Below are 25884 nucleotides of genomic sequence, written 5' to 3'. Positions count from 1 at the left end.
GGGACACCTATTCATGCAGATTGACCGTGCATCGTGAGGTGCGCTCGCTGATGGTCACATTCCCAATGAAGCCCGGCGCTGAAGTTCCGTGAGGTTCATTTCAACCGTGACCGCGCCAATCTTCTTTGCGCCAGTATCGTCGGTTAGAGTGAAGTTGGCCTGAGCACGCCAGATATTGGCCTCGTCGTCCCATTCCGGATCGTCGAGGAAGATGGCATCGTTTGAGACATCGAAAGTCTTCTGGAATTTTGCTTCGTCGCCCTGCCAGAAGTCGCTTGTGATCGAGCTTTGGCCGACATTGAGGCCATTTTGGTCCATCACGAAGATTTCGGCATAAAGTCCGAGCGAACGTCCCTGCATGCGGGCGAGATAGATGGAAAGTGGGTTGGAAAGTGTCGCTGCAATCAAGGGTTTGTCCGAGCTTTCGCGCTCCGTCTTCCATTGCGTGTCAAGCTGGTCAATTTGCGCCTGATCAAGCTTGGTCAGTCGCTTGTTCTGCGCTTCAATCGAAATGCGCACGATGTCGGTATCCACCCATTGGCGGATTTTCGAGATCACAGCCGGGGTCATCAAAGCCTTCATATCGGGAGCTGGCGTTTCCGCCGTCGCCACTCCGGCCTGCAACAACAGTGCAGCTGCCGAGAGCGAAATTGTGAATTTACCCATTTTCATCTCCTTGCCTCCCCTCTAAATTTAGAGGGTATTTTTTAAGATTGTATAAATGTAAATTTACGCTTCCATTAGCATCGAGTGACGCACAGTCTGCGCGTCTGCAGGCTTGTACCGTTTGGAGGAAGCGGCGCACCCAAATTGCCAGATCGCGGCACTAAACTACGGTGATGGTACTGGGCTCGCCCTGAGGCTCTCGATCCAGCAAACAACTGGCCGAAACGAAAACATTAGAATATTCTTTATGACGTAGATGATAATGAAATCTTAATTGGGCAGTCGAGACCGGTTCCCGTCTGGACGCTATCCCCTTATCTGTACCTGCGGAAATGACATTTGCCTCTCTGCAAGAGCTCTTCGCGCTGGAAAACTGCACGCGGGTATGTGGGCATGCATACATCTCTTCCTTGAAATTACGACTTTGGTGTATAGTGCCGCTGAAGGGTTCTGTTCGTGGCCTCTTTTGCGAACTTGGACCCCGGCTCTTGGGAGGGAGCTTTTTCATGACCACACTGACGATTATCATCGCCGATGACCATCCGCTGTTCCGCGGGGCACTTCGGCAAGCCGTGAGCGGAATGGAAGCTCCGCAAACCATTATCGAAGCGGGGGATTTTGAGGCGGCCCGCAAGGCAGCGACCGATCACCCTGACGCTGATGTCTTGCTTCTGGATCTGGCCATGCCCGGCGTGAGTGGCTTCTCGGGACTGATGTCCCTGCGCGCCGAGTTTAACAGTTTGCCCATCGTCATCGTGTCGGCCAGCGATGACCAGACCACCATACGCCGTGCTCTTGAATTGGGTGCTTCAGGCTTCATCTCCAAGTCGTCCGGCATTGACGACATCCGAGCCGCCATTCAGGTCGTGCTGCAAGGCGATATCTGGACACCGCAATTCTATCACGGCGGTCAGGAGCACGATCCGGATGTCGCAGATCTCATCAGTCGTTTGCGAACCCTCACCCCGCAGCAGGGCAGGGTTCTGTCCATGCTCGGTGAAGGCCTTCTCAACAAGCAGATCGCCTATGAACTTGGCGTTTCCGAAGCCACGATCAAGGCGCATGTGTCGGCCATTCTGCTCAAGTTGAAGGTTGATAGCCGGACCCAGGCGGTCATCCAGCTAGGCAAAATCAACATGGCGATGGTTGCTTAAGAGAAGATCGAGCCAAAAATTGACCTTATAGTGCGGCGTAGAGGATTTTATTCCTTTACTCGTCGGGAAGCCTTGGCTAATCTGCGCAAACCTTTTGGAATTGGACTTGATTAAGGTTGTTCGGGTTCTGGGATTTGCGCTGCCATGTTTTCGCACGATAAGATCTGGAATGCCATTGATAGGCTCGCCGAAAGCCGTCAGCTTTCGCCGTCCGGGCTTGCCCGTCGTGCAGGCCTCGATCCAACGGCTTTCAACAAGTCCAAACGGATCGCCTCTGACGGGCGCATGCGTTGGCCATCGACAGAATCGATAGCCAAGGTTCTGGAGGCAACGGGTGCCAGCATTGAACAGTTCATGCAGCTGATTCGGGATGGCGGCCCCGATCCGGTGCCCGGTGGAGCCTTTCCACCGCAACCGGGTTCCATTCCCTTGCTGGGATTTGCTCAGGCCGGCGCTGGAGGCTTTTTCGACGATGGTGGTTTCCCCGCCGGACAGGGCTGGGATCTGGTCGAATTCCCGGCCTCGCCGGAGCGCAAGGTCGGTGTTTATGCCCTGGAAGTCCAGGGCGACAGCATGCTTCCATTATATCGCGATGGTGATGTTTTGATCGTGGAGCCCGCCGCTCAGGTTCGGCGCGGCGACCGTGTGGTGGTCAAGACGACCGGCGGTGAGGTCATGGCAAAGATCCTGTCGCGACAGACCGCAAAGGCAATCGAACTCACCTCGCTCAACCCCGAACATCCACTGCGCCATTTCGAGTTGTCGGATGTCGAGTGGGTCGCCAGAATTATCTGGGCGAGCCAATAGGACTGTTTGCCTATGCACCCGGTCGTCACATTGCTGTGCGGAATGGCAGCCCTGTCGATCATCGCCTTGTTGATTGTCGCCGCGCCGGATTCGCAAACATCTGGTGTCTCGGTGGCAACTGATCGGGAATTGTCAGAAGCCGCGCAACCTGAACCGTTTGTCATCGAAAACCGCGCAGTCCGTCTGGTCAGCCCCAAACGCTTTGCGTCTCCACTGGCGACAGATCTTGAAAATCTGGAGCGCGTTGCCCCGAGAGAACCCTTCACGCGACCGCATGAGCGCAAGGAACGGGTCAAGGTCGTCCTGTTGTCGCGGCCGCGCAGTCTGGCAGCCGGCCTGATTTCGGTGAAGGGTCGCAAGGTGCGGTTCCGTGATGTCGAGCCAACGGATGTCGAGCGGCAATGTGCAGCTGAGGGCGGTGACGTCTGGCCTTGTGGCATGGTGGCGCTGACCCATCAGCGTATGCTGTTGCGCAGCCGCTCCGTCTCCTGTGAGCACGACGGTGCCGACTGGCAAGGCGTGCTCGTCACGACGTGCAACATTGGCGATATCGATATTGGCGCTTGGCTGGCCAAACACGGTTGGGCCGAGGTTACCCCTGGAACGGCGCTGGAGGAATTGGCAGACGAGGCCAGAACAGCGCGACGCGGGCTCTACGGTGGCGATCCCCGATAGACATGCGCCATCGGGCCACCTTGAACGGGTGAAATTGAGTGCCTACTCTATTTCCACTGCCTGATGCATGACGAGGATATTGCGAAATGAAAGAACAGATCACCCATCACGATGCGCTGATCTTTGTTATGGTAATGGCGTCTGCTGTCGATAATGCCATGGCCGAGCGTGAGCTTGAGCGCATTGGTCAACTGGTCGATTCGCTGCCGGTCTTTGCCAGTTTCGACAAGCAGGACCTGATTTCGGCCTCCAGGCGTTGCGCGGAAATTCTGTCCGGGACCGAAGGTCTTGAGATCGCGCTTGAGACCATTCGCGACGCCCTGCCCAAGCGCCTGCGGGACACGGCCTATGCGCTTGCCGTGGACGTCATGGCCATCGATGCAGCGATCTTGCCTGAAGAAATCCGCCTGTTGCAGATGCTGCGCGACCGTCTGGAACTCGACAAACTGACCTGTGCAGCCATCGAACGCAGCGCGATTGCCCGCTACCGCAGATCCTGACCTGCTGTCGCGTCGGCGCGCTCTCCATACAGCCCATAAGGGAAGTAGCGCAGATAGATGTCCTGCAGGCGTCCCTTGCGCGATAGCGTCGAAAGAGCGCTGTCGATTGCCTGCCGCAAGGTAGCGTCGTCATCGCGGACCATAACGGTCAGTCCTTCGCCCAGAAACCGCTCGGAGAAATAGGGGGCGCCAAACAGTTCGCAGCAGGATTCTGAGGACTTGCTGTTGACCCAGAACGACAATTGCTGAGCATCGGCAAATGCCGCGCCAATCTCGCCTTTGCGCAGGCCATCGAGAAGACTGCCCCGGTTCTCGTACAAGCTGGCTTTCATGCGTGGGAAAAAGGAAGACAGCATTGCCTGATGCGCTGTACCGTCCACCACGCCGACCGTCTGGCCGTTTAACGCCCTGATATCTTCGCCTTTCCCCGCGGTCGACTTGTTGCGCACAAACCGCGCCGGCAGCATCATATACGGGCGCGAAAAATCGAACTTGCGTCTGAGTGCCTCGGTGACGGAGATGCCGGCGATCACGGCTTCTCCCTGACCGGATTCCAGCGCCTCTTCCAGGTCCGAAAAGGCAAGTGCCTGGATCTGGCACTTGGCCTCAATGTTCAGTTCAGCGCAGATTTCCCGAATAAGATCGACGTGAAATCCAGACAATCGCCCGGTCTGGTCCGCAAAGTTGAAGGGTGGAAAGTCCGTTGAAGTCAGGACCCGAAATCGCACCAGATTAGACAGATCCGGCCTCGGTAGCCGTTCACGGCTATCGAAAAGCATGGGCATCGGCGCTGTGTCGATCTGGGCTGCCATCGCGGCATGTGTAGCCGCACCGGGCGTCAGAAGCGTAGCTATTTGAAACAGCCCCCCTGAAACTAGGGATGTATATTTCAACCGCATCACTATCATCCGTTGTGGGGAAATCGGGGACGTCATCTGCCTGGATGACGGTTATCAGAATAGTGCGTTCAGGGGAATATGCTGATCATACGGCAGGTCCTGGAAAGACGCGGCACGGCAGCGATGTCCGTGGTCACGATGCGCTGGGGGATTCCCTTGAGCCTGTCTACGATCCGTTTGGCGAACAGCATGTATTCAGACGCATCGGCATAGGCAAGCCGACGATTGCCAAGGCGGCCGAACTCGCACGGCGTCGCGGCACGACGATCGAGCAGGAATTGCTATGTGAATTAGGCATTCAGGAAGCGGCCTATTACGAGGCCTTGGCGCGCGATGCCGGCCTTGCCTATGTCGATGCCGTTTCGCCTTCCAACGTCTCCGACATCCGTGGTCTCGATACCCAGTTGATCACGCCGCAATATCTGCGCGTCTTTCATCCCCAGGCTTCGACTGTGACGGCGATTGTGCCGGAAGCACGGAAGATGGACCATCTGATCGGTCGCTTGAGAGAATTGCCCCAACTCGCCGATCTGCTCGTTGTCACCCGTCCCTCCAGCTTGCGCCGTGCGGTCTGGCAGGCAGGTGAGAAGAGAAGAGTGACCGCTGCCGTCTCACACCTGTTCGAGGAGCGTCCCAAATTCTCGGCGCGGATTGTCATGAGCGGGGGGCAGGGTTTCTGGCTAGGGTTGTGCTTGAGCGCTATTGTCACCGCCTCCATGCTGGCAAGCAGCATCGTTTTAAATGTGCTGCATTCCACCTTCTCGCTGCTCTACTTCTCGGCCCTTTGTCTGCGTATTGCGTCGCTTGGCCACGCCATGCGCCAGGTCGGCGCGGCACCGACAAGCGCTGAAGAAGTGTTGCCGACCTATACCGTGATGGTTGCCCTTTACCGCGAAGCGGCCGTTGCCCCGCAGCTGCTGAGGGCACTGGACCGGCTCGACTGGCCGAAGTCGCGTCTGGATATAAAACTGCTTTGCGAGGCGGATGACCTAGAAACCATTGAGGCCCTGAAGGCCCTCAAACCTGGCCGGCAGTATGAGATCGTCGAGGTGCCCGATTTCGGACCGCGCACAAAGCCGAAGGCCTTGAGCTACGCACTGTGCGCCGCGCGCGGTCGCTATATTGTTGTCTATGATGCCGAGGATAGGCCGCATCGCGGCCAATTGAAGGAAGCCCATGCGCGCTTTACCGCGCTGCCTGAGGATCTGGCATGTCTGCAAGCGCCATTGATCATCACAAATGGCAATCGCTGCTTCTTAAGCGCGCTGTTTGCCTTGGAATATGCAGCGCAGTTTCGTGGTCTTCTCCCCTTTCTAGCGCGTCTCCGCATGCCCATCCCCCTGGGCGGGACGTCGAATCATTTCCGCACGGATATTCTGCGCCGCATCGGCGGCTGGGATCCCTTCAATGTGACCGAGGATGCGGACCTCGGCATGCGCCTGCACCGCCTTGGCTACCGTACCGGTGTGCTCAGACATCACACGCTTGAGGATGCGCCGGTAGACCTGTCGGTGTGGATGCGCCAACGTACCCGTTGGTTCAAGGGATGGCTGCAGACATGGCTGGTTGTCACGCGGGACAATCGGGAAGCAAGGGCGGAGATGGGCTGGAAGGGCTTTGTCGTATTTCAGTTGCTGTTCGGTGGTGTGATCGTATCCGCATTGCTCCATCCGGCTCTCGTCGTCGCACTCATCCAATCTTGCATGTTCATGCTTGAAACGCCGAAGCCGCCGATCAGCGCGCTTCAGATTATTCTGATCGTTGTCGATCTTCTCAACGTCATGGGATCTTATGCGGTGTTCATCGCACTCGGTGTCTCACCCATGATGCCGCAGGAAAAACAACGAATCGGCATGCGATGGATTGGTGTCCCGGTCTACTGGATGATGATCACCATCGCTGCCTGGCGCGCCGTGTTTGAACTCAGGCGCAATCCGTTCTTCTGGCACAAGACACCCCATTCGCCGGCAGCACAGGAACAAGTGCGTCGCCAGAGATGGTGGAGCCGGAGATGGAAGCCAAGTCTTTGGAGCGGGTGAAGGGAATCGAACCCTCGTATTCAGCTTGGGAAGCTGCTGCTCTACCATTGAGCTACACCCGCGATGAGACTTCATTACCAGCAAGCAACGGCAGCCAGCAAGCGCAAAAACGAAGGCTCAGCCTGCGCGGAAATGCTTGGAGAGCTTCAGGCCCTGCGCCTGATAGTTCGACCCGAGCCCGGTGCCATAAAGCCCTTCCGGCTTTTCCTGCATGTCCTCATAAACCAGCCGGCCGATAATCTGGCCATGCTCGAGAATGAAGGGGACTTCGTGGCTGCGCACTTCCAGTACAGCACGGCTTCCGGCACCGCCGGCGCCCGCATGTCCAAAGCCCGGGTCGAAGAAGCCGGCATAGTGCACGCGGAACTCACCCACCAGCGGGTCGTATGGCGTCATTTCAGCAGCATAAAGGGGAGGCACATGCACAGCCTCGTTGGAAACGAGAATATAGAACTCGTCCGGATCGAGGATCAGTTCGCGGCTGCCGCGGTTATAGATCGGTTCCCAGAAGTCGAGAATGTCGTGGGCGGCTTTCCGGTCAACATCTATCACCGAAGTGTGGTGCTTGCCGCGATAGCCGATCAGACCGTCAGGGCTGGAGCCGGTCAGGTCGATCGAAAGCGCAATGCCACCGCCGGAGACATTGGGCACATCACTGGCAACAAGCGTTTCAGCGGAATGCAGGTCCAGCAATTGCGCTTCTGACAGCAATGCGTGCCCGACACGAAAGCGGATCTGCGACAGGCGTGAGCCGCGTCGAACGATGATCGGGAATGTCCGCGGCGAAATCTCCAGATAGAGCGGCCCTTTATAGCCGGCCGGCACCTTGTCGAACTCCTGGGCCCGGTCGACCATGACGCGGGTAAAGATGTCCAGGCGGCCAGTGGAACTCTTGGGGTTCGCCGACGCCGAAATATCCTCTGGAAGCTCAAGGCTTTCCATCAGCGGAACGATGTAGACGCAGCCGGTTTCCAGCACCGCTCCGTTCTCTAGGTCGATCTCGTGAAGGGTCAGCCGCTCAAGCTTCTCGGCAACGGTGCAGCCGGGGCCCGGCATGAAGCTGGCGCGCACGCGGATAGCTTTCGAGCCAAGGCGCAGGTCGAGGCTGGCCGGCTGTATCTGGTCGCTGTCGAGTATGTCCTGGCTTTTCAGCTGACCTTCAGCGAAGAGCGCCTTGATGGCGCGGTCGGCCAGAATGCCTGATTTCCTAGTCATGTCGTCGTTCCTGTTTGGCGAGACAAAATCAAAAGCGGAGAATTGACGCAAGTCACCAACCGGCGTATTAGGCCCTTATCCCGTGGTGATTTGGCCGGTCGGCTTGCAGCCACGTTAAACAAATGGCTAAAAAGACCGGGTATGAAACCGGTCTGCTTTTGCGACCGGTTTTTTTTGTTTGAAAGGCACGTGGCATGAGCAAGAAATGGCGCCCGGCAACGCAACTTGTCCATGGAGGAACACTCCGCTCGCAATACGGTGAGGTATCGGAAGCAATCTTCCTGACCCAGGGCTTCGTCTACGACAATTCCGCCGCCGCAGAGGCGCGCTTCAAGGGCGAGGACGACGGTTTTATCTATGCCCGTTACGGCAGCCCGACCAATGATATGTTTGAAAAGCGCATGTGCATGCTGGAAGGTGCCGAAGATGCGCGCGCCACGGCATCGGGCATGGCCGCAATCACGGCTGCGATCATGTGTCAGCTGAAAACGGGCGACCACATCGTTGCCGCTCGCGCCCTGTTCGGTTCGTGCCGCTGGGTGGTCGAGACGCTCGCCCCTCGCTATGGCATCGACTGCACACTGGTCGATGGTCGCGATCTCGCAAATTGGGAAGAGGCGATCCGCCCCAATACAAAGGTCTTCTTCCTCGAAAGCCCGACCAATCCGACACTGGAAGTGGTTGATATTGCAGCCGTGGCAAGACTGGCCGATCAGGCAGGCGCGACACTGGTTGTCGACAATGTCTTTGCCACTCCGCTGTTCCAGAAGCCTTTGGAACTGGGTGCGCATGTCGTCGTCTACTCCGCAACCAAGCATATCGATGGTCAGGGTCGTTGTCTGGGAGGCGTCGTTCTGTCCAACAAGGAATGGATCGACGAAAACCTGCATGACTATTTCCGTCATAGCGGTCCCGCCATGTCTCCATTCAATGCATGGACATTGCTGAAGGGCATTGAGACGCTGCCTCTGCGGGTAAAGCAGCAGACGGAGAATGCGGCAAGGATCGCCGACCTGCTCGCCGACAGCGGCAAGGTGGCCCGTGTCATTTATCCGGGACGCGCCGATCATCCTCAGGCCAGCATCATTGCAAAGCAGATGACGGGCGGATCGACGCTCGTTGCCTTCGAAATGAAGGGCGGCAAGGACGCGGCCTTCGCCTTGCAGGACGCATTGGACGTGGTGACCATCTCCAACAATCTTGGCGATGCCAAGAGCCTGATCACCCATCCGGCAACCACCACGCACAAGAACCTCAGTGACGAAGCGCGTGCGGAGCTGGGCATAACCGATGGCACCGTCCGGTTGTCCTGCGGTATCGAGGATGGCGACGATCTGCTTGAGGACTTCGCCCGGGCATTGGATGTCTTGAAGGCCTGACCTCTGTCACGCAGCCGATAATTGTCACGTGGATGCCCAGAAATAATCTGTAACAAAGGCTGTGGAGCGTGCATGCGCCACAGCCTTTTATTGACGTTAACGTCAGGCTGTAGAATATGGTTAACGAACTGATTGGAGGTTTGGCGAATGTATCGAGCCCTGACGAGGGACATAGAGGTGAGTGTCGAGCCGTATTATCTGGAGGAGCAATCCGATCCGGGTGACGACCGCTATGTCTGGGGCTATCGTGTCGTCATATCAAACCATTCCGACAAGCCGGTGAGACTGATCAACCGTTACTGGAACATCACCGATCAAAACGGGCAGGTGGACGAGGTTCGCGGCCCGGGGGTCGTCGGTGAGCAGCCCCAGCTCGATCCTGGAGCATCCTACGAATACCAGTCGGGATGCCCGCTGGATACGCCATCAGGCATGATGTTCGGTCATTATCAGATGCAGACAGAGGACGGCGAACGTTTCAATGTCGCCATCCCCGCATTTTCGCTCGATAGCCCGGGTCTGGCCCGCGTCCTGAACTAACCGACGCGGCTGTCGAAGCAAGCTCAGGCGTTTTCCAGCTCATCGGGTTCGTAGCGATAGGTGGTCGAGCAGAATTCGCAGGTCACCGCAATCCTGCCCTCTTCCTGGCTTGCCTCGATATCTTCGGGTGTAAAGCCCTGGAGTACGCCCTTGATTTTCTCGCGTGAACAGCTGCAACGGTCGTGAACTTCCTGCGGCGGGAAAACCCTCACGCCACGCTCGTGGAACAGACGGAATAGCAGTCTCTCGACGCCGATCAGCGGATCGGTCAACTCGTCGGCATCGACGGTCTCGACCAGCATGCGTGTTTCCGACCATGCATCATCATCAGCAAGATCCAGATCGCGGTCATCGCCGTCTCCACCGTGAAGGTCGGGCTGGCGCATCCGCTCCGGTGCATCGGGTAAAAATTGCACGATGACGCCTCCCGCACGCCAGGCATGGCGAGGGTTTCCGTCCTCGTCCCGGTCGTAGAGCTCAGCGGCGCCCAGTCGCACACGCGTCGGGATCTGTTCCGACTGGCGGAAATAGACGCCGGCAATGTCTTCCAGCGTTGATCCGTCGAGCGGGACGATGCCCTGGTAAGGGGTCATGTAGTTGCCCTGGTCGATGGTAAAGGCAAGAACGCCGGCCCCGAGCAGCTGTTCAGGTGAGCCTTCGCCTTTGGCAACAGCCGCTGCCACGGCCTCGGCATCGAAGCGCGCATAGGCACGAACATTTTCGGGCGTGGAGAAATCCGCAACCAGAAGATCGACTGGACCGTCGCTCTTGGTCTGCACCGTAAACTTGCCCTGAAATTTGAGCGACGTGCCGATGAGAACGGTCAGAACCATCATTTCCGCGAGCAGCCGTGCGACTGCCGGCGGATAATCATGCCGGTCGAGAATGGTGTTTAACAGTGGGCCGAGTTGAACCGCGCGCCCGCGCACGTCGAGCCCTTCGATTTGAAACGGAACAACCCGGTCATCGCCGGCGAAACCGAATTCGCCGAGCTCTGTGGATGTGTCAGACATTGTGGCAGCTCCTTCGCGCAAGCGCGCTTGAGATGGCGGGGCCTTCGCCCCCAGTTACCGCACAAATGGTCAGAATACTGCAAAAGGTCAAGTATCGAGGGGAGGCGGGGCCTCCCCTTTTTCAGGATATCAGAATGCGCCGAGGCACCAGGCAAGGATGGACTTCTGTGCATGCAGGCGATTTTCCGCCTCGTCAAAGACGACCGACTGCGGTCCGTCAATCACGTCGTCTGTCACCTCTTCGCCGCGGTGGGCGGGCAGGCAATGCATGAACAGCGCATCCTTTTGCGCACGCGCCATCAAGGCCTTGTTGACCTGATACGGCTGGAACACGTTATGGCCACGCGCCTTGTGTTCCAGGTTCATCGAAACCCAGGTATCGGTGATCACGGCATCAACATCCGCAACAGCCCTCTCTGCATCATGGGTCAGCATGATCTCGCCACCATTGTCGCGCGCCCAGTTGAGGATCTTGTCATCGGGTTCTGAGCCCATCGGCACGGCCATGTTCATGCGGTAGCCAAATCGGGCAGAGCCTTCCACGAGCGAATGCAGCACATTATTGCCGTCACCGGTCCATGCGAGTGTTTTGCCAGAGATTGGCCCGCGATGCTCCTCGAAGGTCATGATGTCGGCCATGATCTGGCAAGGATGGGTCATATCCGTCAGGGCGTTGATCACCGGCACTGTGGCATGCTCGGCCATTTCCAGCAGGCGCGAATGGTCGGTGGTGCGGATCATGATGGCATCGACATAGCGCGACAGCACCTTGGCTGTATCGCCAATCGTTTCGGCGCGACCGAGCTGCATTTCGGTGCCGGACAGGAACAGTGTCTCCCCACCGAGTTGGCGCATGCCCACATCGAAGGACACGCGGGTGCGGGTGGACGGTTTCTCGAAAATCATCGCCAGCATCTTGCCGGCTAGAGGCTTGTCGTCCGTACCGGCCTTGGTCGCGCTTTTGCGCGCCATGGCGTCGTCAAGGATGGAGCGCAGTTCGCTGGCCGAAACGGCCGAGAGATCGAGAAAATGCTTTGGAGATGCCATTCTATCTTACCTGTCAGCCGTGAAGGCTTGTCTTGTGATCCTGTGTGTGGAGTGTTTCGGCAGCCTGTTCCAGGCGAGCCAATCCTTCGCGTGCTTCTTCTGCTGTCGTCGTCAGCGGTGGCAGCAGCCGGATGACGTTTTCGCCGGCTGGAACGCCGAGCAGATGCGCCGAGCGCATCGCATGCAAAAGATCAGCTGAAGGCACGCGTGCCTTGACGCCCAGCATCAAGCCTTCGCCGCGCACTTCCTCGATCACATCGGGGAAGCGATCCTTCAGCGCGGCAAGTCCCTGGCGGAACACGAGGGCAACGTCCCGGACATGCTGAAGAAAATCGTCTTCCAGAATAACGTCCAGGACAGCGTTGCCGACCGCCATGCCCATTGGATTGCCGCCATAAGTGGATCCGTGTGTGCCGGCCGTCATTCCGGAAGCGGCCTCTTCGGTTGCAAGGCACGCGCCGAGCGGGAACCCGCCGCCAATACCCTTGGCAACCGCCATGATGTCTGGCGTGATGCCTGCCCATTCATGGGCAAACAGCTTGCCGGTACGGCCAACACCGCACTGCACTTCATCAAGCATCAGCAAAAGGCCGTGCTCATCGCAAAGTGCCCGCAATTCCCGCAGGAACGCGTTGGACGCGAGGCGAATACCGCCTTCGCCCTGCAACGGTTCAAGCAGGATGCCAGCCGTCTCCTCGGTGATCGCAGCCTTCACAGCTTCGATATCGCCGAACGCAACCTGATCGAAGCCGGGAGCCTTGGGGCCGAAGCCTTCCAGATACTTTTCCTGACCACCCGCCGCGATCGTCGCAATCGTCCGGCCGTGAAACGCGCCCTCAAAGGTAATGATGTGGAAGCGCTCTGGGTTGCCCTTGGCAAAATGGTAACGACGCGCGGTCTTGATCGCGCATTCCAGAGCTTCTGCGCCGGAATTGGTAAAGAACACGCGGTCGGCAAATGTTGCAGCCGTCAGACGCTCGGCAAGCTTTTCCTGGCCCGGAATGTCGTAGAGATTGGAAAGGTGCCAAACCTTGTCCGCCTGCTCTTTCAAGGCGCTCACCAGATGAGGATGCGCATGGCCGAGTGAGTTCACCGCGACGCCGGCGGCAAAGTCGAGATAGCGCTCGCCGTCTTCGGTGATCAGCCAGACACCCTCGCCGCGTTCGAAGCGCAACGGAGCGCGATTATAGGTCTGATAGAGCGGGGAGGCCTCGGCCATTGCGCTTGACTCCTTCGACAGGCACGGAAGATATGGGTTTCGCTGATTGGCGGGTGTTACGAAGTCTAAAAATCAAAAATGCCGCCTTGCGGCGGCTCGCGCACTATCTTCATTTCGGACCCCCATGTCAATAAATCACCGCAATTGCGGGACTTTTTAGCACGGTGCCGTCGCAGCCACGCTTTAGTAGGCGATAGTGGTATTTTAGCCTGTGGACAGCAAGTTGGGGAAAACTATGAAATCGATTCGCGATGATTCCGGCGACTCTTGTCACGGAGTCAGGCTCACACTAGGTTAATGATCAATTACTAGACTGCATGCGGCGGAACTAGTCACCGACAATATCGAGGCATATTTTTTGTTTCGGAGTCTTCCGAGGCAGCGGTGAAGGATTCGGCCTCGGAATGCGCTACAGGCGGAGATATTTGGCATGAATTGGACTGATGAGCGCGTTGAAAGGCTGACGAAGTTGTGGGCCGAAGGTCTCAGCGCAAGCCAGATCGCGGCACAACTAGGCGGCGTCAGTCGAAACGCTGTCATTGGCAAGGTACACCGACTTTGTTTGCCCGGTCGCGCCAAGGCTGGCGGCTCCTCGTCTGCCTCTCGCGCGCCAAAGCGTCCGGCGCCAACGACAGCGCGGCCGCAAAGCTTTCAGCCACGTGTAGCCACGCGCTCGGCCGCCCGTCCTGCCGGCACAACCGTGTCACACGATGAAATCGAAGCTGGTGGCGAAGAGGAGCGTGCAGTCGTTCCGGTGCCATCCAATGTCGTGGTGCCGATTTCGCGTCGTCTTGCCCTCACGGAACTCACCGATCGCACCTGCAAATGGCCGATTGGCGATCCGATGACTGATGAGTTTCATTTCTGCGGTTGCGAGGCATCGGATAACGCACCTTACTGCACCTACCACTCGAAACTGGCTTATCAGCCAGTCAATGACCGCAGGCGCTCATCCGCGCAAAAGCAATCGCTTCCCAGCCGATAAAGATCATGAGATGAGGCCCCGCAAGGGGCCTTTTTTATGCAGCAAGTAAAAAGCCCACCGCCTGGCTGGGCGATGGGTTGAAACAGCGGTAGCAACCGCCAGCATGGGTGACCTGTCAGGCCTCCATGGAATATCCGGCGCCGCGCACGGTGCGGATCACGTCCTGCATGTTGGAAAAATTAAGCGCCTTGCGCAGCCGGCCGACATGCACGTCCACGGTACGCTCGTCCACATAGATGTCATGCCCCCACACACCGTCGAGAAGCTGTGAACGCGAATAGACGCGCCCGGGCGATGCCATCAGGAATTCCAGCAGACGAAATTCGGTCGGTCCAAGTCGAACTTCACGGCTCTTGCGGTGAACACGATGCGTTTCGCGGTCGAGTTCGATGTCGCCGCAACGCAGAACGCTGGACAGCACTTCTGGCCGCGCCCTACGCAACATGGCTTTTACCCGTGCCATCAGTTCCGGTGTGGAGAAGGGCTTGACCACGTAGTCGTCTGCACCTGTCGCCAATCCGCGTATGCGTTCGCTTTCCTCGCCGCGTGCCGTCAACATGATGATCGGCAGCCGTTCTGTTTCCGGGCGAACCCGAAGGCGGCGGCAAAGTTCGATCCCCGACACGCCGGGCAACATCCAGTCAAGGATCAGGAGATCAGGAACCCGTTCCTGCATGCGTATTTCGGCCTCGTCGCCCCGAAGGATCGTCTCGACTTCATAGCCCTCAGATTCCAGATTGTAACGCAGGAGGACGCTCAGCGCCTCCTCGTCTTCAACCACAGCTATTTTCGGCGCCATCTAGTGTCTCACTTCAAGTGCTTATTCCGCGACCGCACTGACATCGGTCGTCGTATCGTCCTTGGGACGGTCACCTTCCGGCTGCATACCGGTGGTCATGTAATAGATGGTCTCTGCGATATTGGTCGCGTGGTCACCCACTCGCTCGATATTCTTGGCGCAGAACAGCAGATGCGTGCAGGTCGTGATATTGCGCGGATCTTCCATCATGTAGGTCAAAAGCTCGCGAAACAGCGAGGTGTAGATGGCGTCGATCTCTTCGTCGCGGTCACGGATGATCTTGGCCTTTTCCGCAGAACGGGTGGTGTAGACATCCAGAACATCGGTCAGCTGTTCGAGTGCGAGTTCGGAGAGATGTTCCAGTCCGCGCGCCAGCTTGCGAGGGACGCCGGTGCCCTGAACGGCCATCACGCGCTTTGCATTGTTCTTGCCCATGTCACCAACGCGTTCCAGATCGCTGGCAATTCTCAGCGCACCGATGATTTCGCGCAGGTCGGCTGCGACCGGCTGGCGACGAGCTATGGTGATGATGGCCTTGTCACCGATTTCCCGCTCGGCATTGTCCATCACCACGTCGTCAGAAATCACCTTCTGGGCAAGGGCGGCGTCGGAATTGACCAATGCGCGGACCGAGTCACCGACCATCTGTTCGGCAAGGCCCCCCATCTCGGAGATGCGCCGGATCAGATATTTAAGGTCTTCATCGAAAGCGGATAGAATATGGGTCGATGGCATTTGAGGTATCCTCGAAATTGGCTTCAGCGCGGATGAAAACGGGATATCAGCCGAAGCGGCCCATGATGTAATCCTGCGTGCGCTGATCATCCGGATTGGTGAACATCTTGTCTGTGTCGTTTTCCTCAACGAGTACGCCAAGATGGAACATGGCGGTGCGCTGCGAGACACGCGCGGCCTGCTGCATCGAGTGCGTCACGATCACGATCGTGTAATTGGCGCGCAGCTCATGGATGAGTTCTTCAACCTTGGCCGTCGCAATCGGATCGAGCGCCGAACAGGGTTCATCCATCAAAATGACTTCCGGGCTGACCGCTACTGCGCGCGCGATGCACAGGCGCTGTTGCTGACCACCGGAAAGGCCGGTGCCTGGCTCCTGAAGGCGATCCTTCACTTCGTTCCAGAGGCCGGCCTTCTGCAGGCTTGTCTCGACGATCTGGTCCAGGTCGGCCTTGCCCTTGGCGAGCCCGTGGATGCGCGGACCATAAGAGATGTTTTCATAGATCGACTTCGGAAAGGGGTTCGGCTTCTGGAACACCATGCCCACACGGGCGCGCAACTCCACCACGTCGATCGAAGGATCGTAGATATCCAGCTCGTCGAGTGTGATCTTGCCGGCCACGCGGCAATTTTCGATCGTGTCATTCATGCGGTTCAAGCAGCGCAGAAAGGTCGACTTTCCGCAGCCGGATGGGCCGATCAGGGCAGTCACCGTATTTTCGCGAACATTGAGGTTCACGTCGAAAAGCGCACGTTTCTCGCCGTAGTAAACCGACACATCCTTGCCGATCATCTTGTAGGTTTTATCGTTCATTTTCTGATCGACCGCCTTTTCCAAAGCTGTTTCCGACATCATGTTCATTGTTCTATTCCTTCTACCAGCGACGTTCAAAGCGCCGCCGTAGCAGAATGGCACCGACATTCATGACAAGCAGGAACAGGAGCAGAATGATGATAGCTCCGGACGTCCGCTCGACAAAGGCGCGTTCAGCTTCGTTGGCCCACATGTAGATCTGTACGGGGAGCGCTGTTGCAGGCTCCATGGGAGAGGTTGGATAATCTGCCACGAACGCCACCATGCCGATCAGCAAAAGCGGAGCGGTTTCACCGAGTGCCTGGGCAAGGCCGATGATCGTGCCGGTCAAGATGCCGGGCGCGGCAAGCGGCAGCACATGGTGGAAAACCATCTGCATTTTCGAGGCCCCAAGCCCCAGTGCTGCGGCACGGATCGATGGTGGGACAGCCTTCAGCGCGGCGCGTGTCGCGATGATGATGGTCGGCAGTGTCATCAGGGTCAGCACCAGACCGCCGACCAGCGAGGCCGAGCGTGGCAGGCCCATGAAATTGATGAAGACCGCAAGACCCAGCAGGCCGAAGACGATGGAGGGCACAGCCGCCAGATTGTTGATATTGACTTCAATCAGGTCGGTGAACTTGTTCTTCGGTGCGAATTCTTCAAGGTAGATCGAAGCCGCCACGCCGATTGGCAGGGCCAGAACCAGCACGATCACCATCATGTAGAATGATCCGATCAGGGCCACACCCATGCCGGCAGCCTCGGGGCGGCTCGATGCGCCGTTGACGAAAATGCCGGTGTTGAATTTCGACGTCAGCGCGCCGGAACTCTTGAGCTGATCCATCCAGCCAAGCTGCTGGTCGGAGACCTTGCGGCTGCTCTCATCGACACTGAGATCGATCTGGCCCTTATAGGCGGAGTCGATATCTGCAGCGGCGAGGAAAGTCACATCGACTGTTTTCCCGATTAACGACGGATCGGCCATCACCATGTCGCGCAATTGTACGCGGGAGCTGTCGGAGATCATCTGGCCGGCAGCGCGCACCGCACTCTTGTCGTCGGGATTGATCCCCACTGCCTTGACCAGTGCATCGCGGGCAAGAGCTGGATAATTGGCCATCAACAGCACGCGTGGATTGCTTGCGGCCTGGTTGCGTGGGTCCAGGACCTTCTGGCTGAACTCGACCGGAAGCGTGATCGAGGTTTGCGCAAAGGCAGTATATCCGTTCGATATGACTGTGTAGAGCAGGGCAAACAGGCACAGCACACCAATGGCAATCGCCAGCACACCGTAGAGACGGAACCGACGTTCGGCAGCATAGCGGCGCTTCAAGCCGATATCGCGGCCCCCGGCACGCGCAACCGCATTGGGAAGGGCCGTTGCGGAAGAGGTGATATCGGTCATTCGTACTGCTCCCGGTATTTGCGCACGATATAAAGCGCATAGATGTTCAGGCAGAGTGTCATCACAAACAGGGTGATGCCGAGTGCGAAGGCCACCAGCGTCTGTGGCGAATTGAACTCGAGGTCGCCGGTCAACTGGTTGACGATCTTGACGGTCACCGTCGTCATCGGTTCGAACGGATCGAACTGCATGCGGGCGGCAACACCGGCGGCCAGAACAACGATCATGGTTTCGCCAATGGCACGCGATGCGGTCAAGAGCAGAGCGCCGACCACGCCGGGAAGAGCTGCCGGCATGATCACCTTGCGCATGGTCTCAGACCGCGTGGCACCTAGGCCAAGCGAACCGTCCCGCAGAGAACGCGGAACCGCGGTGATAATGTCATCCGACAGCGACGAGACGAAGGGAATGAGCATGATGCCCATGACCAGGCCTGCGGTCAGAACGCTCTGGCTTTCGATGAAGTTGGAATAATTGCCTGTTACAAGCCCGTTCAGTTCGGTCGAAAGATCGCGCAGAAACGGGCCAACGGTCGCAAGGGCAAAGAAACCGTAGACGATGGTCGGAATGCCGGCCAGAAGCTCGAGGAGCGGCTTGGCAATCGAGCGCACATGGCGACTGGCATATTCAGCCATATAGATCGCAGCGAAGAGGCCGACGGGAACCGCAAACAGCATGGCCACAAGTGCAATATAGAGCGTACCAGCCAGAAGCGGGATCAGGCCAAACTGGCCCTCGGCTCCACCGGAGCCGGCAGCAGCGAAGCGCGGGTCCCATACGGTGCCGAAAAAGAAGTTGAGAGGCGACACATCGCGGAAGAAGTGAAGGGCCTCGGTCAGCATCGACATCACGATCCCGACAGTGGTCAAAATGGCAATGGAGGACGCAATGACCAGAGCCGCCAGCATGGCGCTCTCGACCCTGTTGCGGGCGCGGAAGCGCGGCTTGATCATCCGCAATGCGCCAAGTGCCCCGGCAATCGAGACCAGCAATACCACGACGGTCATGGCCAGTCGCGAGGTTGCCGAATAGCTGTTCAATTCCTGGGCGGCCGTGATCATGTAAGGTTCGGGCGCGCCTGCAAGCGGAACACCCTTGGAAGCGAGCAGATCGCGGGCCTGATCGGGGGATTGCTGGAGCTGGGCAGATTCATCCGAATTGAGAAGCTGCATACCCTCGGCAATCGAGCGGATCATGCCATAGCTCAAGCCACGATTGGCTTCGGGTTGTGCCTTTACCTCTGCGGGAAAGGAGCCGCGCACCGCATTTTCAATGATCACAGGGCTTGCGGTCAACCAGATGGCAAGGACCAGCAATGCCGGGATCATCGCAGCGATAGCAGCAAAAGAGCCGTAATATCCGTAGCGGGAGTGAAGTTTCGAAGGCGTACCGCCGGCGAGAGCTGTCGCTCTCGAACGCCCCACGACATAAGAAACGATCCCTATAACAATAAGGACTAGAAGTATCAGCGAGGTGCTCATCGAACTCTCCGGCAAAATTACAGTCTGCGCCTGCCCTTGAGGGCCGGATGGCTTACCCCATCCTGGAGACGGTCATGTCGGCGCACCATGATGGCGCGCCGACACTCAATTGGCTGAATTACATACCAGCAACAGTGTCCTGAAGCGCAGCGCGCTCAGCATCGGGAGCAGGAACCAGACCGTAGGCAGCCAGCGGGCCGTCTGGGCCGATCATCTGCTCGGAGGTGAAGAACTCAACATATTCCTTCAGGCCCGGAATTACGCCGAGGTGAGCCTTCTTGACGTAGAACTGCAGCGGACGCGAAACCGGATATTCGCCGGTAGAGATGGTCTCAACCGAAGGGACAACGCCGCTCATGGTGGCGACCTTCAGCTTGTCAGCATTGTTTTCGTAGAAGGACAGGCCGAACACGCCGAGACCGGTCTTGTTGGCGTCGATGCGAGCGAGTGTCTCGGTGTAGTCGCCGTCGATGTCGACAGCCTTGCCGTCCTTGCGAACTGCAATGCAGGCCTTGCCGGCAGCCTTGTCGTCGCCCAGAGCAGCCTTGATCACGTCAAGAGCGCCTGTTTCTTCGCAGCCCTTTGCCAGAACCTTTTCTTCGAACACTTCGCGGGTACCATGCTTTTCGCCAGGGATATAGGCAGCGATTTCAGCGTCTGGCAGGGAAGAGTTTACTTCCGACCACTTTGTGTAAGGGTTGTCGACCAGCTTGCCGTCAACGACAACCTGAGCAGCGAGAGCCTTGTAAAGGTCAGAAGGCTCGAGAGCGAGGTCGGGCATGGACTTGTCGGCAGCAAAGACGATGCCGTCATAGCCGAACTGGACTTCCTGGATTTCGGTTACGCCAGCCGCCTTACAGGCTTCGACTTCCGAATCCTTGATCTTGCGCGAAGCATTGGCGATATCGATTGTGTCTTCACCAACGCCCTTGCAGAATTCTTTCAGGCCGGCAGAAGAGCCGCCCGATTCAACAACAGGTGTCTTGAAGTCAGGGAAGGTTTCGCCGAAGTTTTCAGCGACGATTTTTGCATACGGCAGAACCGTGGAGGAACCAGCAACCTGGACCTGATCACGTGCAGCAGCGGCGCCAGCAAAGGCGACGGAGGCTACCAGCGCTGCGACGGAAAGTTTCAGAACGTTCATAATATTCTCCCGTGAATGGGCTTGTGTGTGGATGCGACCTAGCACGGCGCTCACTAACACCGCGGTTCGACAGGGACTTAGTACCCCTCGTTCCGCCACCCTTTTATGTCACTTTCGTGAAACATTTGTGACATGTTAAGTAACTGAAAAATATGAACATAATATCTGTTTTAGTGCCAAGTATTGCAGTTGTATGTCAAAATCGCACGGTAAACTCGGCACCCTTGCCCTCTTCGGATTTCACAACAAGCCTTGCGCGATGGCGGGTGAGGATATGTTTGACGATGGCAAGGCCAAGACCTGTCCCTTTTTTAGAGCGGCTGTCGGTCACGCTGACCCTGTAGAAACGCTCTGTCAGACGCGGCAAATGCTCTGCTGGAATACCCGGACCGTGGTCGACAATGCTCACCTCGACAGGCTGGCCGTCCTCGTTGCGGACATAGACATCGACCGTTTCGCCATCCTGGCCGTATTTGCAGGCATTCTCGATCAGGTTCTCGAACACCTGCACCAACTCGTCGCGGTCGCCCGTTACCTCCACTTTGCTCTGCAGCATGTAAAGGCGGATCTCGACGCCCAGATCGGAGGCAAGCGGGGCAAGCGAATCGCGCACATGACCAAGCATGGGGACGAGATCGACGGTCTCATCCGGGGCGATATGTGCCTTGAGCTCAAGACGCGACAGCGACAGGAGGTCGTCGACAAGCCGGCTCATCCGGTTGGCCTGTTCCAGCATGATGCCAAAGAACCGCTCATGCGCCTTGGCGTCGTTCTTGGCAGGCCCCATCAGTGTTTCCAGGAAGCCTCGAAGCGATGCCAGAGGCGTGCGCAGCTCATGGCTGGCATTGGCAACGAAATCGCTGCGCATACGCTCCAGGCGGCGCAGTTCGGAAATGTCGCGGAAAGACAGAAGATAGAGAGGCGGCTGTGGTGCCTCATCGGCCGGCAGTTCGGCCTGGGCAACCCGCACCACATAAACCCGCTCGGACGGCAAGCGCTCGGAATGCTCGATCTGGTTCGGCTCTCCCGTGGCGATCGTTTCGCGGACCATGTCTAGAATGCCGGGTGATCTGAAACGCGTCGAGATGTGAAGATTGGCGGCAATCATGCCGAATGCCTTTTCGGCGGCCGGGTTCTGGGCTGCAATATTGCCGTCTGCGCGCAGGATGAGGATCGGCTGGTCCAGCGCTGCGATAAGACTGCGTGCCAATGGTGTGGCGTCGCGTGCCGGCTGTTCCGCCGTGCGTTCAAGCCTTTCGGGCACCGTCTCGTTGTGAGATCGCCCGCCCGCCCTGACAAGGGCGACGATTAGGGTCAATGCCCATAGAACCGAGGCAACGAGAGGATCGATTTCGCTGAGCACCGCCGCCACCAGCGCGGCACAGGCCATCAGCAGGAAGGCCCAGGGACTGCGCAGCCTGTCTGCCAGAATGCGCCAGATGGAGGAATGATCGTTCAAGTCTACCTCGCGGAACAATTCGAGCCATGATGTCTTAGACAATGGCTGATAATCCACTTTCATGACAGATGTGCAGGCCCGCTATCCCCGTAAACTAGGCAGGGCGGCACAGCACTGGATATCATCAAATGCTTGAATGGAAACCGGGAATCGTGTGCTCTTCGCTAATATGGTGATATGCCGCCGCCGGATGCGCCACCGACAACAAAAAAGGAAACATCATGGGTGAAGAAAAGAAGGATCGCTCGGTCGAGCTCGTACTCGATGGAGAACATCGGGTCTTCGATATCGATGATCCGAAACTGCCCAAATGGATTGACGATGTCGCTCTCGCCTCGGATGACTATCCCTACGACAAGAAGATGAAGAAGGACGATTACGAGAAGGAGCTGGAAGCCTTGCAGTGTGAACTGGTCAAGGTGCAGATGTGGCAGCAGGCGACCGGTGCGCGCGTCATGGCGATATTCGAGGGCCGCGACGCAGCCGGCAAGGGCGGCACCATCAATGCCACGCGGTCCTATATGAACCCGCGCTATGCCCGCATTGTAGCACTACCCAAGCCGACCGAGACCGAGAGCACCCAATGGTATTTCCAGCGTTATATCGCGCATTTCCCAAGTGCCGGTGAATTCGTGATGTTCGACCGGTCCTGGTATAATCGCGCTGGCGTCGAACCGGTCATGGGCTTTTGCACCGACGAGCAATATGAGCGCTTTTTGCAGGAGGCGCCGGCCTTCGAAAAGATGATCGTCCACGAAGGCATTCACCTGTTCAAGTTCTGGCTCAATATCGGTCGCGAAATGCAGATCGAGCGTTTTCACGACCGACGGCACGATCCGTTGAGGGTGTGGAAACTGTCGCCGATGGATATCGCCTCACTCACCAAGTGGGATGATTACACGGAAAAACGCGACCGCATGTTCAAGGAGACTCATACCGACCACGCACCTTGGACGGTGGTAAAGTCGAACGACAAACGCCGCGCACGCCTCAATGTCATTCGCCATATCCTGAAGAACCTGGATTATGACGGCAAGGACAACAAGGTCATCGGCGACTACGACGACAAGGTGATCAGTCGCGGTCCCCGGCAGTAGTCGAGTGCCGGTCGGGCGCGGTGGAGTTCATCTCGCCCGACAGTGCGCGTATCTTCAATTGCCTGGCAAAATGCGGATCGAATAGAGATCGACCCCTTTGCCCCCTCCGATGAGATCTGAATTGATCAGGAGCTGGCCGGGACTTGCGGGCGCGATGGCTCGGTCGAAGGATACTTTCAAAAGGATATCCATCTGATCCGGATTGACGGTGAAACGGTGGCGCGCGCAACGGCCCATCCGCCCGAAGTCGCATTCCACCGCAATCGTTTCCGGCTTTTCTCCGGCAGCGCGCATGGTGAGTGCGATTGTCGATGTCTTGCCCGCCATTTCCCTGAGGATATTCACCGGTACGGGAATGGAGACATTGCCAGCGGTGCCAGGATCGCTGGACACCAGATGAACGGCATTGCCGTCGCCTGTTTCCACCAGATCGATCTTGGCGCGTGCATCCGCCGTCGCCGCCGACATCTGGCCCGCATTGAAAATCTCGATCCAGTCATCTGAAAAGCCCTGTTGTGGGCCCGGTGCGCCCGGATTGCTTTCTCCAGAGTAATCCTCTTCCTGGACGGTGGGCGGCGGATTTGGCACGCTGGTATCGCGCTCCGCAGCGCTCTTGAACACGTCAGCGCTATAGAGCCACCATGCTCCGATACCGACTGCAGCAAACAGCGTGGCGAAGACGAACATGCGGGAGAATATTCTTGACCGCCCTTTTGGCTGGCGAACGGCACGCTCGGGCGGCACATCTAGGCGCGCTGCCTTCGGGCGACGGGCATGGCTTGCCTCGTTGAGCGGCGGCGGTGCCTCGCCAAGACGCGTGTCTCGTTCGGCGCGCAGGTCGGAGAAGTCGCCATCGGCGGCATTTTGGGCAGGCTGGTGGCGGATCGGCTCTATTGTGGGGTCCTGGCGCGGCGGGGCGGGGGTGCGGGGCGCTTCCGGCTGGGTCGCAGCAAAGGCAGGCTCTTGTCGCGCAGCCGTCGACGACGCGGCTGGAGCCGATGGTGCTTTCGCAGGAGCCACCGGTGTTTGAACAGCGGGTGCTGCAACGGTGGAGGCCTCGAGGTCGAGCCGCACTCGCTCTTCCTGCTCCACCGTATGGATCACGGCCTCAAGCTTGTGTCGCTGTTCATCGATGACCTGCTCGTCGGTGATGTTTTGCTTGCGCAAACCGGCTTCCAGAGCTTGCCGCGCTGACTGGTAGATGCGCGCACGCATTTCCGCGCTTGCGCGATCGGAGCGCTCCAATGCGGTTCTGATGGCCGTTTCCAATCCGCTCACGTTCGTCAAACTCCTGCTGGGCGCATCCGCACAGGCGGCCACGCGACACTTCGAATTCGGTAGCCTCTGGATAGCTGATCCGCAAGCCTTGCGCCGTTTCTGCAGCAATAAACCCGGCAATTTTGCGATGCATGGTCCATCACCCCTCGTATTTTTCGTAAATGCGCCACTGTTTCCGGGGGGGGAGGGGCGAAATTGAAAGGCATGGCTTCGCGTCAAAACATCTTTCACCGAGGCTGATGATCTGTTAGCAATTGACGTTATCGTAAACGTAAGAATTTCGGGAGGAGACCCATGTCGCTGCCATCCGTGCTGAAGGACAAGTTAAGGCTGCCCGTGGTGGCATCGCCCCTGTTCATCATTTCCCATCCAGAACTGACACTTGCCCAATGCAAGGCCGGTGTGGTCGGCGCCTTTCCGGCACTCAATGCCCGTCCAGAAAGCCAGCTTGATGAATGGCTCGCCATGATCACCGAGGATCTGGCCGCCCATGATGCAGCCAACCCCGACAGGCCTGCAGCGCCCTTTGCCGTGAACCAGATCGTCCACACCTCTAACAAGCGTCTCGAACACGACTTGATGATGTGTGTGAAATACAAGGTCCCGATTGTCATATCCTCGCTCGGTGCCGTGCCGGAGGTGAATGCCGCCGTCCACTCCTATGGCGGCATCGTGCTCCACGACGTGATCAATAACCGCCATGCCAATTCGGCCATCCGCAAGGGCGCCGATGGCCTCATTGCCGTGGCAACCGGGGCAGGCGGCCATGCTGGAACGCTCTCACCCTTTGCGCTGGTTCAGGAAATCCGTGAGTGGTTCGATGGCCCGCTGCTCTTGGCCGGCGCCATTGCCACCGGCGATGCAGTTCTCGCGGCGCAGGCCATGGGTGCCGACATGGCCTATATCGGGACGCCCTTTATAGCGACCGATGAAGCCCGCGCAGCCCAAGCCTACAAGCAGGCTATCGTCGATGCCCATGCCACAGATATCGTCTACTCAAACTATTTCACCGGCATTCATGGCAATTATCTGAAGGGTTCGATTGCCGCTTCCGGCATGGATCCCGACAATCTGCCGGTGGCCGATCCCTCCAAGATGGATTTCGACAAGGCGACAACGGGTGCCAAGGCCTGGAAGGACATCTGGGGTGCAGGTCAGGGCGTCGGTGCGGTCAACGCAGTGGAGCCGGTCTCTGCCCTGGTCGACCGGCTGGAGGCCCAATACAACGCGGCCAGGTTCAGGCTCTCTCTGTAAGCCGCAATGGGGGGCGGCCGCACGGTCTGTCGAAAAACCAAAGCCACCCCGAATTCCCGGCTTGAATTTCCGGCGCGATCCCTGTATCAGCGCCTCACCAACGCGAACCGGTCACCGGTTTGCCGATGCCGCTTTAGCTCAGGTGGTAGAGCACATCATTCGTAATGATGGGGTCGCAGGTTCGAGTCCTGCAAGCGGCACCACTATTTTCCTTGTGTCCATACCGAAGACATAGGTAACATCGCGTAGCTAAGACATGGGTGACAACCGCGTGCCGAACGCGCGCCGAGATAAATCC

Annotated in this window: 24 protein-coding genes, 2 tRNA genes and 1 riboswitch; of the genes, 11 read left to right on the top strand and 15 right to left on the bottom strand. The window is 58.0% G+C overall.

Annotated elements, in window-relative coordinates:
• Positions 1-54: 54 nt before the first annotated feature.
• A complete protein-coding gene (locus ACQQ2Q_RS05715) occupies positions 55-666 on the bottom strand; it encodes a hypothetical protein (RefSeq protein WP_428186050.1) in 612 nt (203 codons plus the stop codon).
• Positions 667-1172: 506 nt separating this feature from the next.
• Here ACQQ2Q_RS05715 and ACQQ2Q_RS05710 point away from each other — a divergent pair.
• The 4 genes from ACQQ2Q_RS05710 to ACQQ2Q_RS05695 all read left to right on the top strand — a co-directional run bounded on the left by ACQQ2Q_RS05710 (position 1173) and on the right by ACQQ2Q_RS05695 (position 3802).
• The gene (locus tag ACQQ2Q_RS05710) at positions 1173-1820 is read left to right on the top strand and encodes a response regulator (protein ID WP_428186049.1); all 648 of its coding nucleotides are present in this window, start codon (positions 1173-1175) and stop codon (positions 1818-1820) included.
• A gap of 144 nt (positions 1821-1964) precedes the next feature.
• Entirely contained in the window at positions 1965-2627 is a 663-nt protein-coding gene (locus tag ACQQ2Q_RS05705; protein WP_428186048.1) for a S24 family peptidase, read from the top strand.
• Between the two features lie 12 nt (positions 2628-2639).
• Positions 2640-3302, top strand: coding sequence for a thermonuclease family protein (locus tag ACQQ2Q_RS05700; RefSeq protein ID WP_428186047.1), 663 nt, complete (start codon positions 2640-2642; stop codon positions 3300-3302).
• Between the two features lie 86 nt (positions 3303-3388).
• Entirely contained in the window at positions 3389-3802 is a 414-nt protein-coding gene (locus ACQQ2Q_RS05695) for a tellurite resistance TerB family protein (protein WP_428186046.1), read from the top strand.
• Here ACQQ2Q_RS05695 and ACQQ2Q_RS05690 read toward each other — a convergent pair.
• Positions 3787-4704: a transporter substrate-binding domain-containing protein gene (locus tag ACQQ2Q_RS05690; protein ID WP_428186045.1), complete on the bottom strand. Its 918-nt coding sequence runs from the start codon at positions 4702-4704 to the stop codon at positions 3787-3789. The two genes, ACQQ2Q_RS05695 and ACQQ2Q_RS05690, sit on opposite strands and share 16 nt — an antisense overlap.
• Before the next feature lie 41 nt (positions 4705-4745).
• On the opposite strand from ACQQ2Q_RS05690, the gene ACQQ2Q_RS05685 reads away from it, so the two are divergent.
• Positions 4746-6740, top strand: coding sequence for a glycosyltransferase family 2 protein (locus ACQQ2Q_RS05685; RefSeq protein WP_428186044.1), 1995 nt, complete (start codon positions 4746-4748; stop codon positions 6738-6740).
• Here ACQQ2Q_RS05685 and ACQQ2Q_RS05680 read toward each other — a convergent pair.
• Positions 6729-6802 (bottom strand) — tRNA-Gly (locus tag ACQQ2Q_RS05680). The two genes, ACQQ2Q_RS05685 and ACQQ2Q_RS05680, sit on opposite strands and share 12 nt — an antisense overlap.
• A gap of 55 nt (positions 6803-6857) precedes the next feature.
• Positions 6858-7955 carry a 2'-deoxycytidine 5'-triphosphate deaminase gene (locus ACQQ2Q_RS05675; RefSeq protein WP_428186043.1) on the bottom strand — a complete coding sequence of 366 codons (1098 nt, stop codon included), beginning with the start codon at positions 7953-7955 and terminating at the stop codon, positions 6858-6860.
• A 72-nt stretch (positions 7956-8027) separates the two neighbouring features.
• A riboswitch (SAM riboswitch) is annotated at positions 8028-8106 on the top strand.
• Between the two features lie 43 nt (positions 8107-8149).
• On the opposite strand from ACQQ2Q_RS05675, the gene ACQQ2Q_RS05670 reads away from it, so the two are divergent.
• Positions 8150-9334, top strand: a complete 1185-nt coding sequence (locus ACQQ2Q_RS05670; RefSeq protein WP_428186042.1) for an O-succinylhomoserine sulfhydrylase — start codon at positions 8150-8152, stop codon at positions 9332-9334.
• A 147-nt stretch (positions 9335-9481) separates the two neighbouring features.
• Positions 9482-9874: a Co2+/Mg2+ efflux protein ApaG gene (gene apaG / locus ACQQ2Q_RS05665; protein ID WP_428186041.1), complete on the top strand. Its 393-nt coding sequence runs from the start codon at positions 9482-9484 to the stop codon at positions 9872-9874.
• Positions 9875-9897: 23 nt separating this feature from the next.
• Here apaG and ACQQ2Q_RS05660 read toward each other — a convergent pair whose 3' ends face one another.
• The 3 genes from ACQQ2Q_RS05660 to ACQQ2Q_RS05650 all read right to left on the bottom strand — a co-directional run bounded on the left by ACQQ2Q_RS05660 (position 9898) and on the right by ACQQ2Q_RS05650 (position 13153).
• Positions 9898-10887 carry an Hsp33 family molecular chaperone gene (locus ACQQ2Q_RS05660; protein ID WP_428186040.1) on the bottom strand — a complete coding sequence of 330 codons (990 nt, stop codon included), beginning with the start codon at positions 10885-10887 and terminating at the stop codon, positions 9898-9900.
• Positions 10888-11016: 129 nt separating this feature from the next.
• A complete protein-coding gene (argF, locus tag ACQQ2Q_RS05655) occupies positions 11017-11934 on the bottom strand; it encodes an ornithine carbamoyltransferase (RefSeq protein WP_428186039.1) in 918 nt (305 codons plus the stop codon).
• A gap of 13 nt (positions 11935-11947) precedes the next feature.
• Entirely contained in the window at positions 11948-13153 is a 1206-nt protein-coding gene (locus tag ACQQ2Q_RS05650) for an aspartate aminotransferase family protein (protein ID WP_428186038.1), read from the bottom strand.
• A 430-nt stretch (positions 13154-13583) separates the two neighbouring features.
• Between ACQQ2Q_RS05650 and ACQQ2Q_RS05645 the strand changes: the two genes are divergently transcribed.
• Positions 13584-14138 carry a GcrA family cell cycle regulator gene (locus tag ACQQ2Q_RS05645; protein ID WP_428186037.1) on the top strand — a complete coding sequence of 185 codons (555 nt, stop codon included), beginning with the start codon at positions 13584-13586 and terminating at the stop codon, positions 14136-14138.
• A 115-nt stretch (positions 14139-14253) separates the two neighbouring features.
• Here ACQQ2Q_RS05645 and phoB read toward each other — a convergent pair whose 3' ends face one another.
• From phoB to phoR, 7 genes are all read right to left on the bottom strand, one after another.
• Positions 14254-14937, bottom strand: coding sequence for a phosphate regulon transcriptional regulator PhoB (gene phoB / locus ACQQ2Q_RS05640; RefSeq protein ID WP_428186036.1), 684 nt, complete (start codon positions 14935-14937; stop codon positions 14254-14256).
• 21 nt (positions 14938-14958) lie between these two features.
• Complete coding sequence (gene phoU, locus ACQQ2Q_RS05635) at positions 14959-15672, bottom strand: phosphate signaling complex protein PhoU (RefSeq protein ID WP_428186035.1); 714 nt, start codon at positions 15670-15672, stop codon at positions 14959-14961.
• Between the two features lie 46 nt (positions 15673-15718).
• Complete coding sequence (gene pstB / locus ACQQ2Q_RS05630; RefSeq protein WP_428186034.1) at positions 15719-16534, bottom strand: phosphate ABC transporter ATP-binding protein PstB; 816 nt, start codon at positions 16532-16534, stop codon at positions 15719-15721.
• A gap of 13 nt (positions 16535-16547) precedes the next feature.
• Entirely contained in the window at positions 16548-17873 is a 1326-nt protein-coding gene (gene pstA, locus ACQQ2Q_RS05625; protein ID WP_428186033.1) for a phosphate ABC transporter permease PstA, read from the bottom strand.
• The gene (gene pstC / locus ACQQ2Q_RS05620; RefSeq protein ID WP_428186032.1) at positions 17870-19354 is read right to left on the bottom strand and encodes a phosphate ABC transporter permease subunit PstC; all 1485 of its coding nucleotides are present in this window, start codon (positions 19352-19354) and stop codon (positions 17870-17872) included. The genes pstA and pstC overlap by 4 nt, the downstream gene beginning before the upstream one ends.
• A 118-nt stretch (positions 19355-19472) precedes the next feature.
• Positions 19473-20498, bottom strand: coding sequence for a substrate-binding domain-containing protein (locus tag ACQQ2Q_RS05615; RefSeq protein ID WP_428186031.1), 1026 nt, complete (start codon positions 20496-20498; stop codon positions 19473-19475).
• Between the two features lie 196 nt (positions 20499-20694).
• Complete coding sequence (phoR, locus tag ACQQ2Q_RS05610) at positions 20695-21957, bottom strand: phosphate regulon sensor histidine kinase PhoR (RefSeq protein WP_428186030.1); 1263 nt, start codon at positions 21955-21957, stop codon at positions 20695-20697.
• A 221-nt stretch (positions 21958-22178) separates the two neighbouring features.
• Between phoR and ppk2 the strand changes: the two genes are divergently transcribed.
• Positions 22179-23054, top strand: a complete 876-nt coding sequence (gene ppk2, locus ACQQ2Q_RS05605; RefSeq protein WP_428186029.1) for a polyphosphate kinase 2 — start codon at positions 22179-22181, stop codon at positions 23052-23054.
• Between the two features lie 54 nt (positions 23055-23108).
• On the opposite strand, the gene ACQQ2Q_RS05600 is transcribed toward ppk2, so the two are convergent.
• Positions 23109-24332, bottom strand: coding sequence for a hypothetical protein (locus ACQQ2Q_RS05600; protein WP_428186028.1), 1224 nt, complete (start codon positions 24330-24332; stop codon positions 23109-23111).
• Positions 24333-24626: 294 nt separating this feature from the next.
• Between ACQQ2Q_RS05600 and ACQQ2Q_RS05595 the strand changes: the two genes are divergently transcribed.
• Both ACQQ2Q_RS05595 and ACQQ2Q_RS05590 read left to right on the top strand, forming a co-directional pair.
• Positions 24627-25586 carry an NAD(P)H-dependent flavin oxidoreductase gene (locus ACQQ2Q_RS05595; RefSeq protein ID WP_428186027.1) on the top strand — a complete coding sequence of 320 codons (960 nt, stop codon included), beginning with the start codon at positions 24627-24629 and terminating at the stop codon, positions 25584-25586.
• A gap of 127 nt (positions 25587-25713) precedes the next feature.
• A tRNA-Thr gene (locus ACQQ2Q_RS05590) sits at positions 25714-25789 on the top strand.
• The last annotated feature ends 95 nt before the right edge of the window (positions 25790-25884 follow it).

The sequence above is a fragment of the Agrobacterium sp. ES01 genome (assembly GCF_050320885.1).
Taxonomy (GTDB): domain Bacteria; phylum Pseudomonadota; class Alphaproteobacteria; order Rhizobiales; family Rhizobiaceae; genus Allorhizobium.
This window is presented reverse-complemented; position numbering and strand designations above follow the sequence as displayed.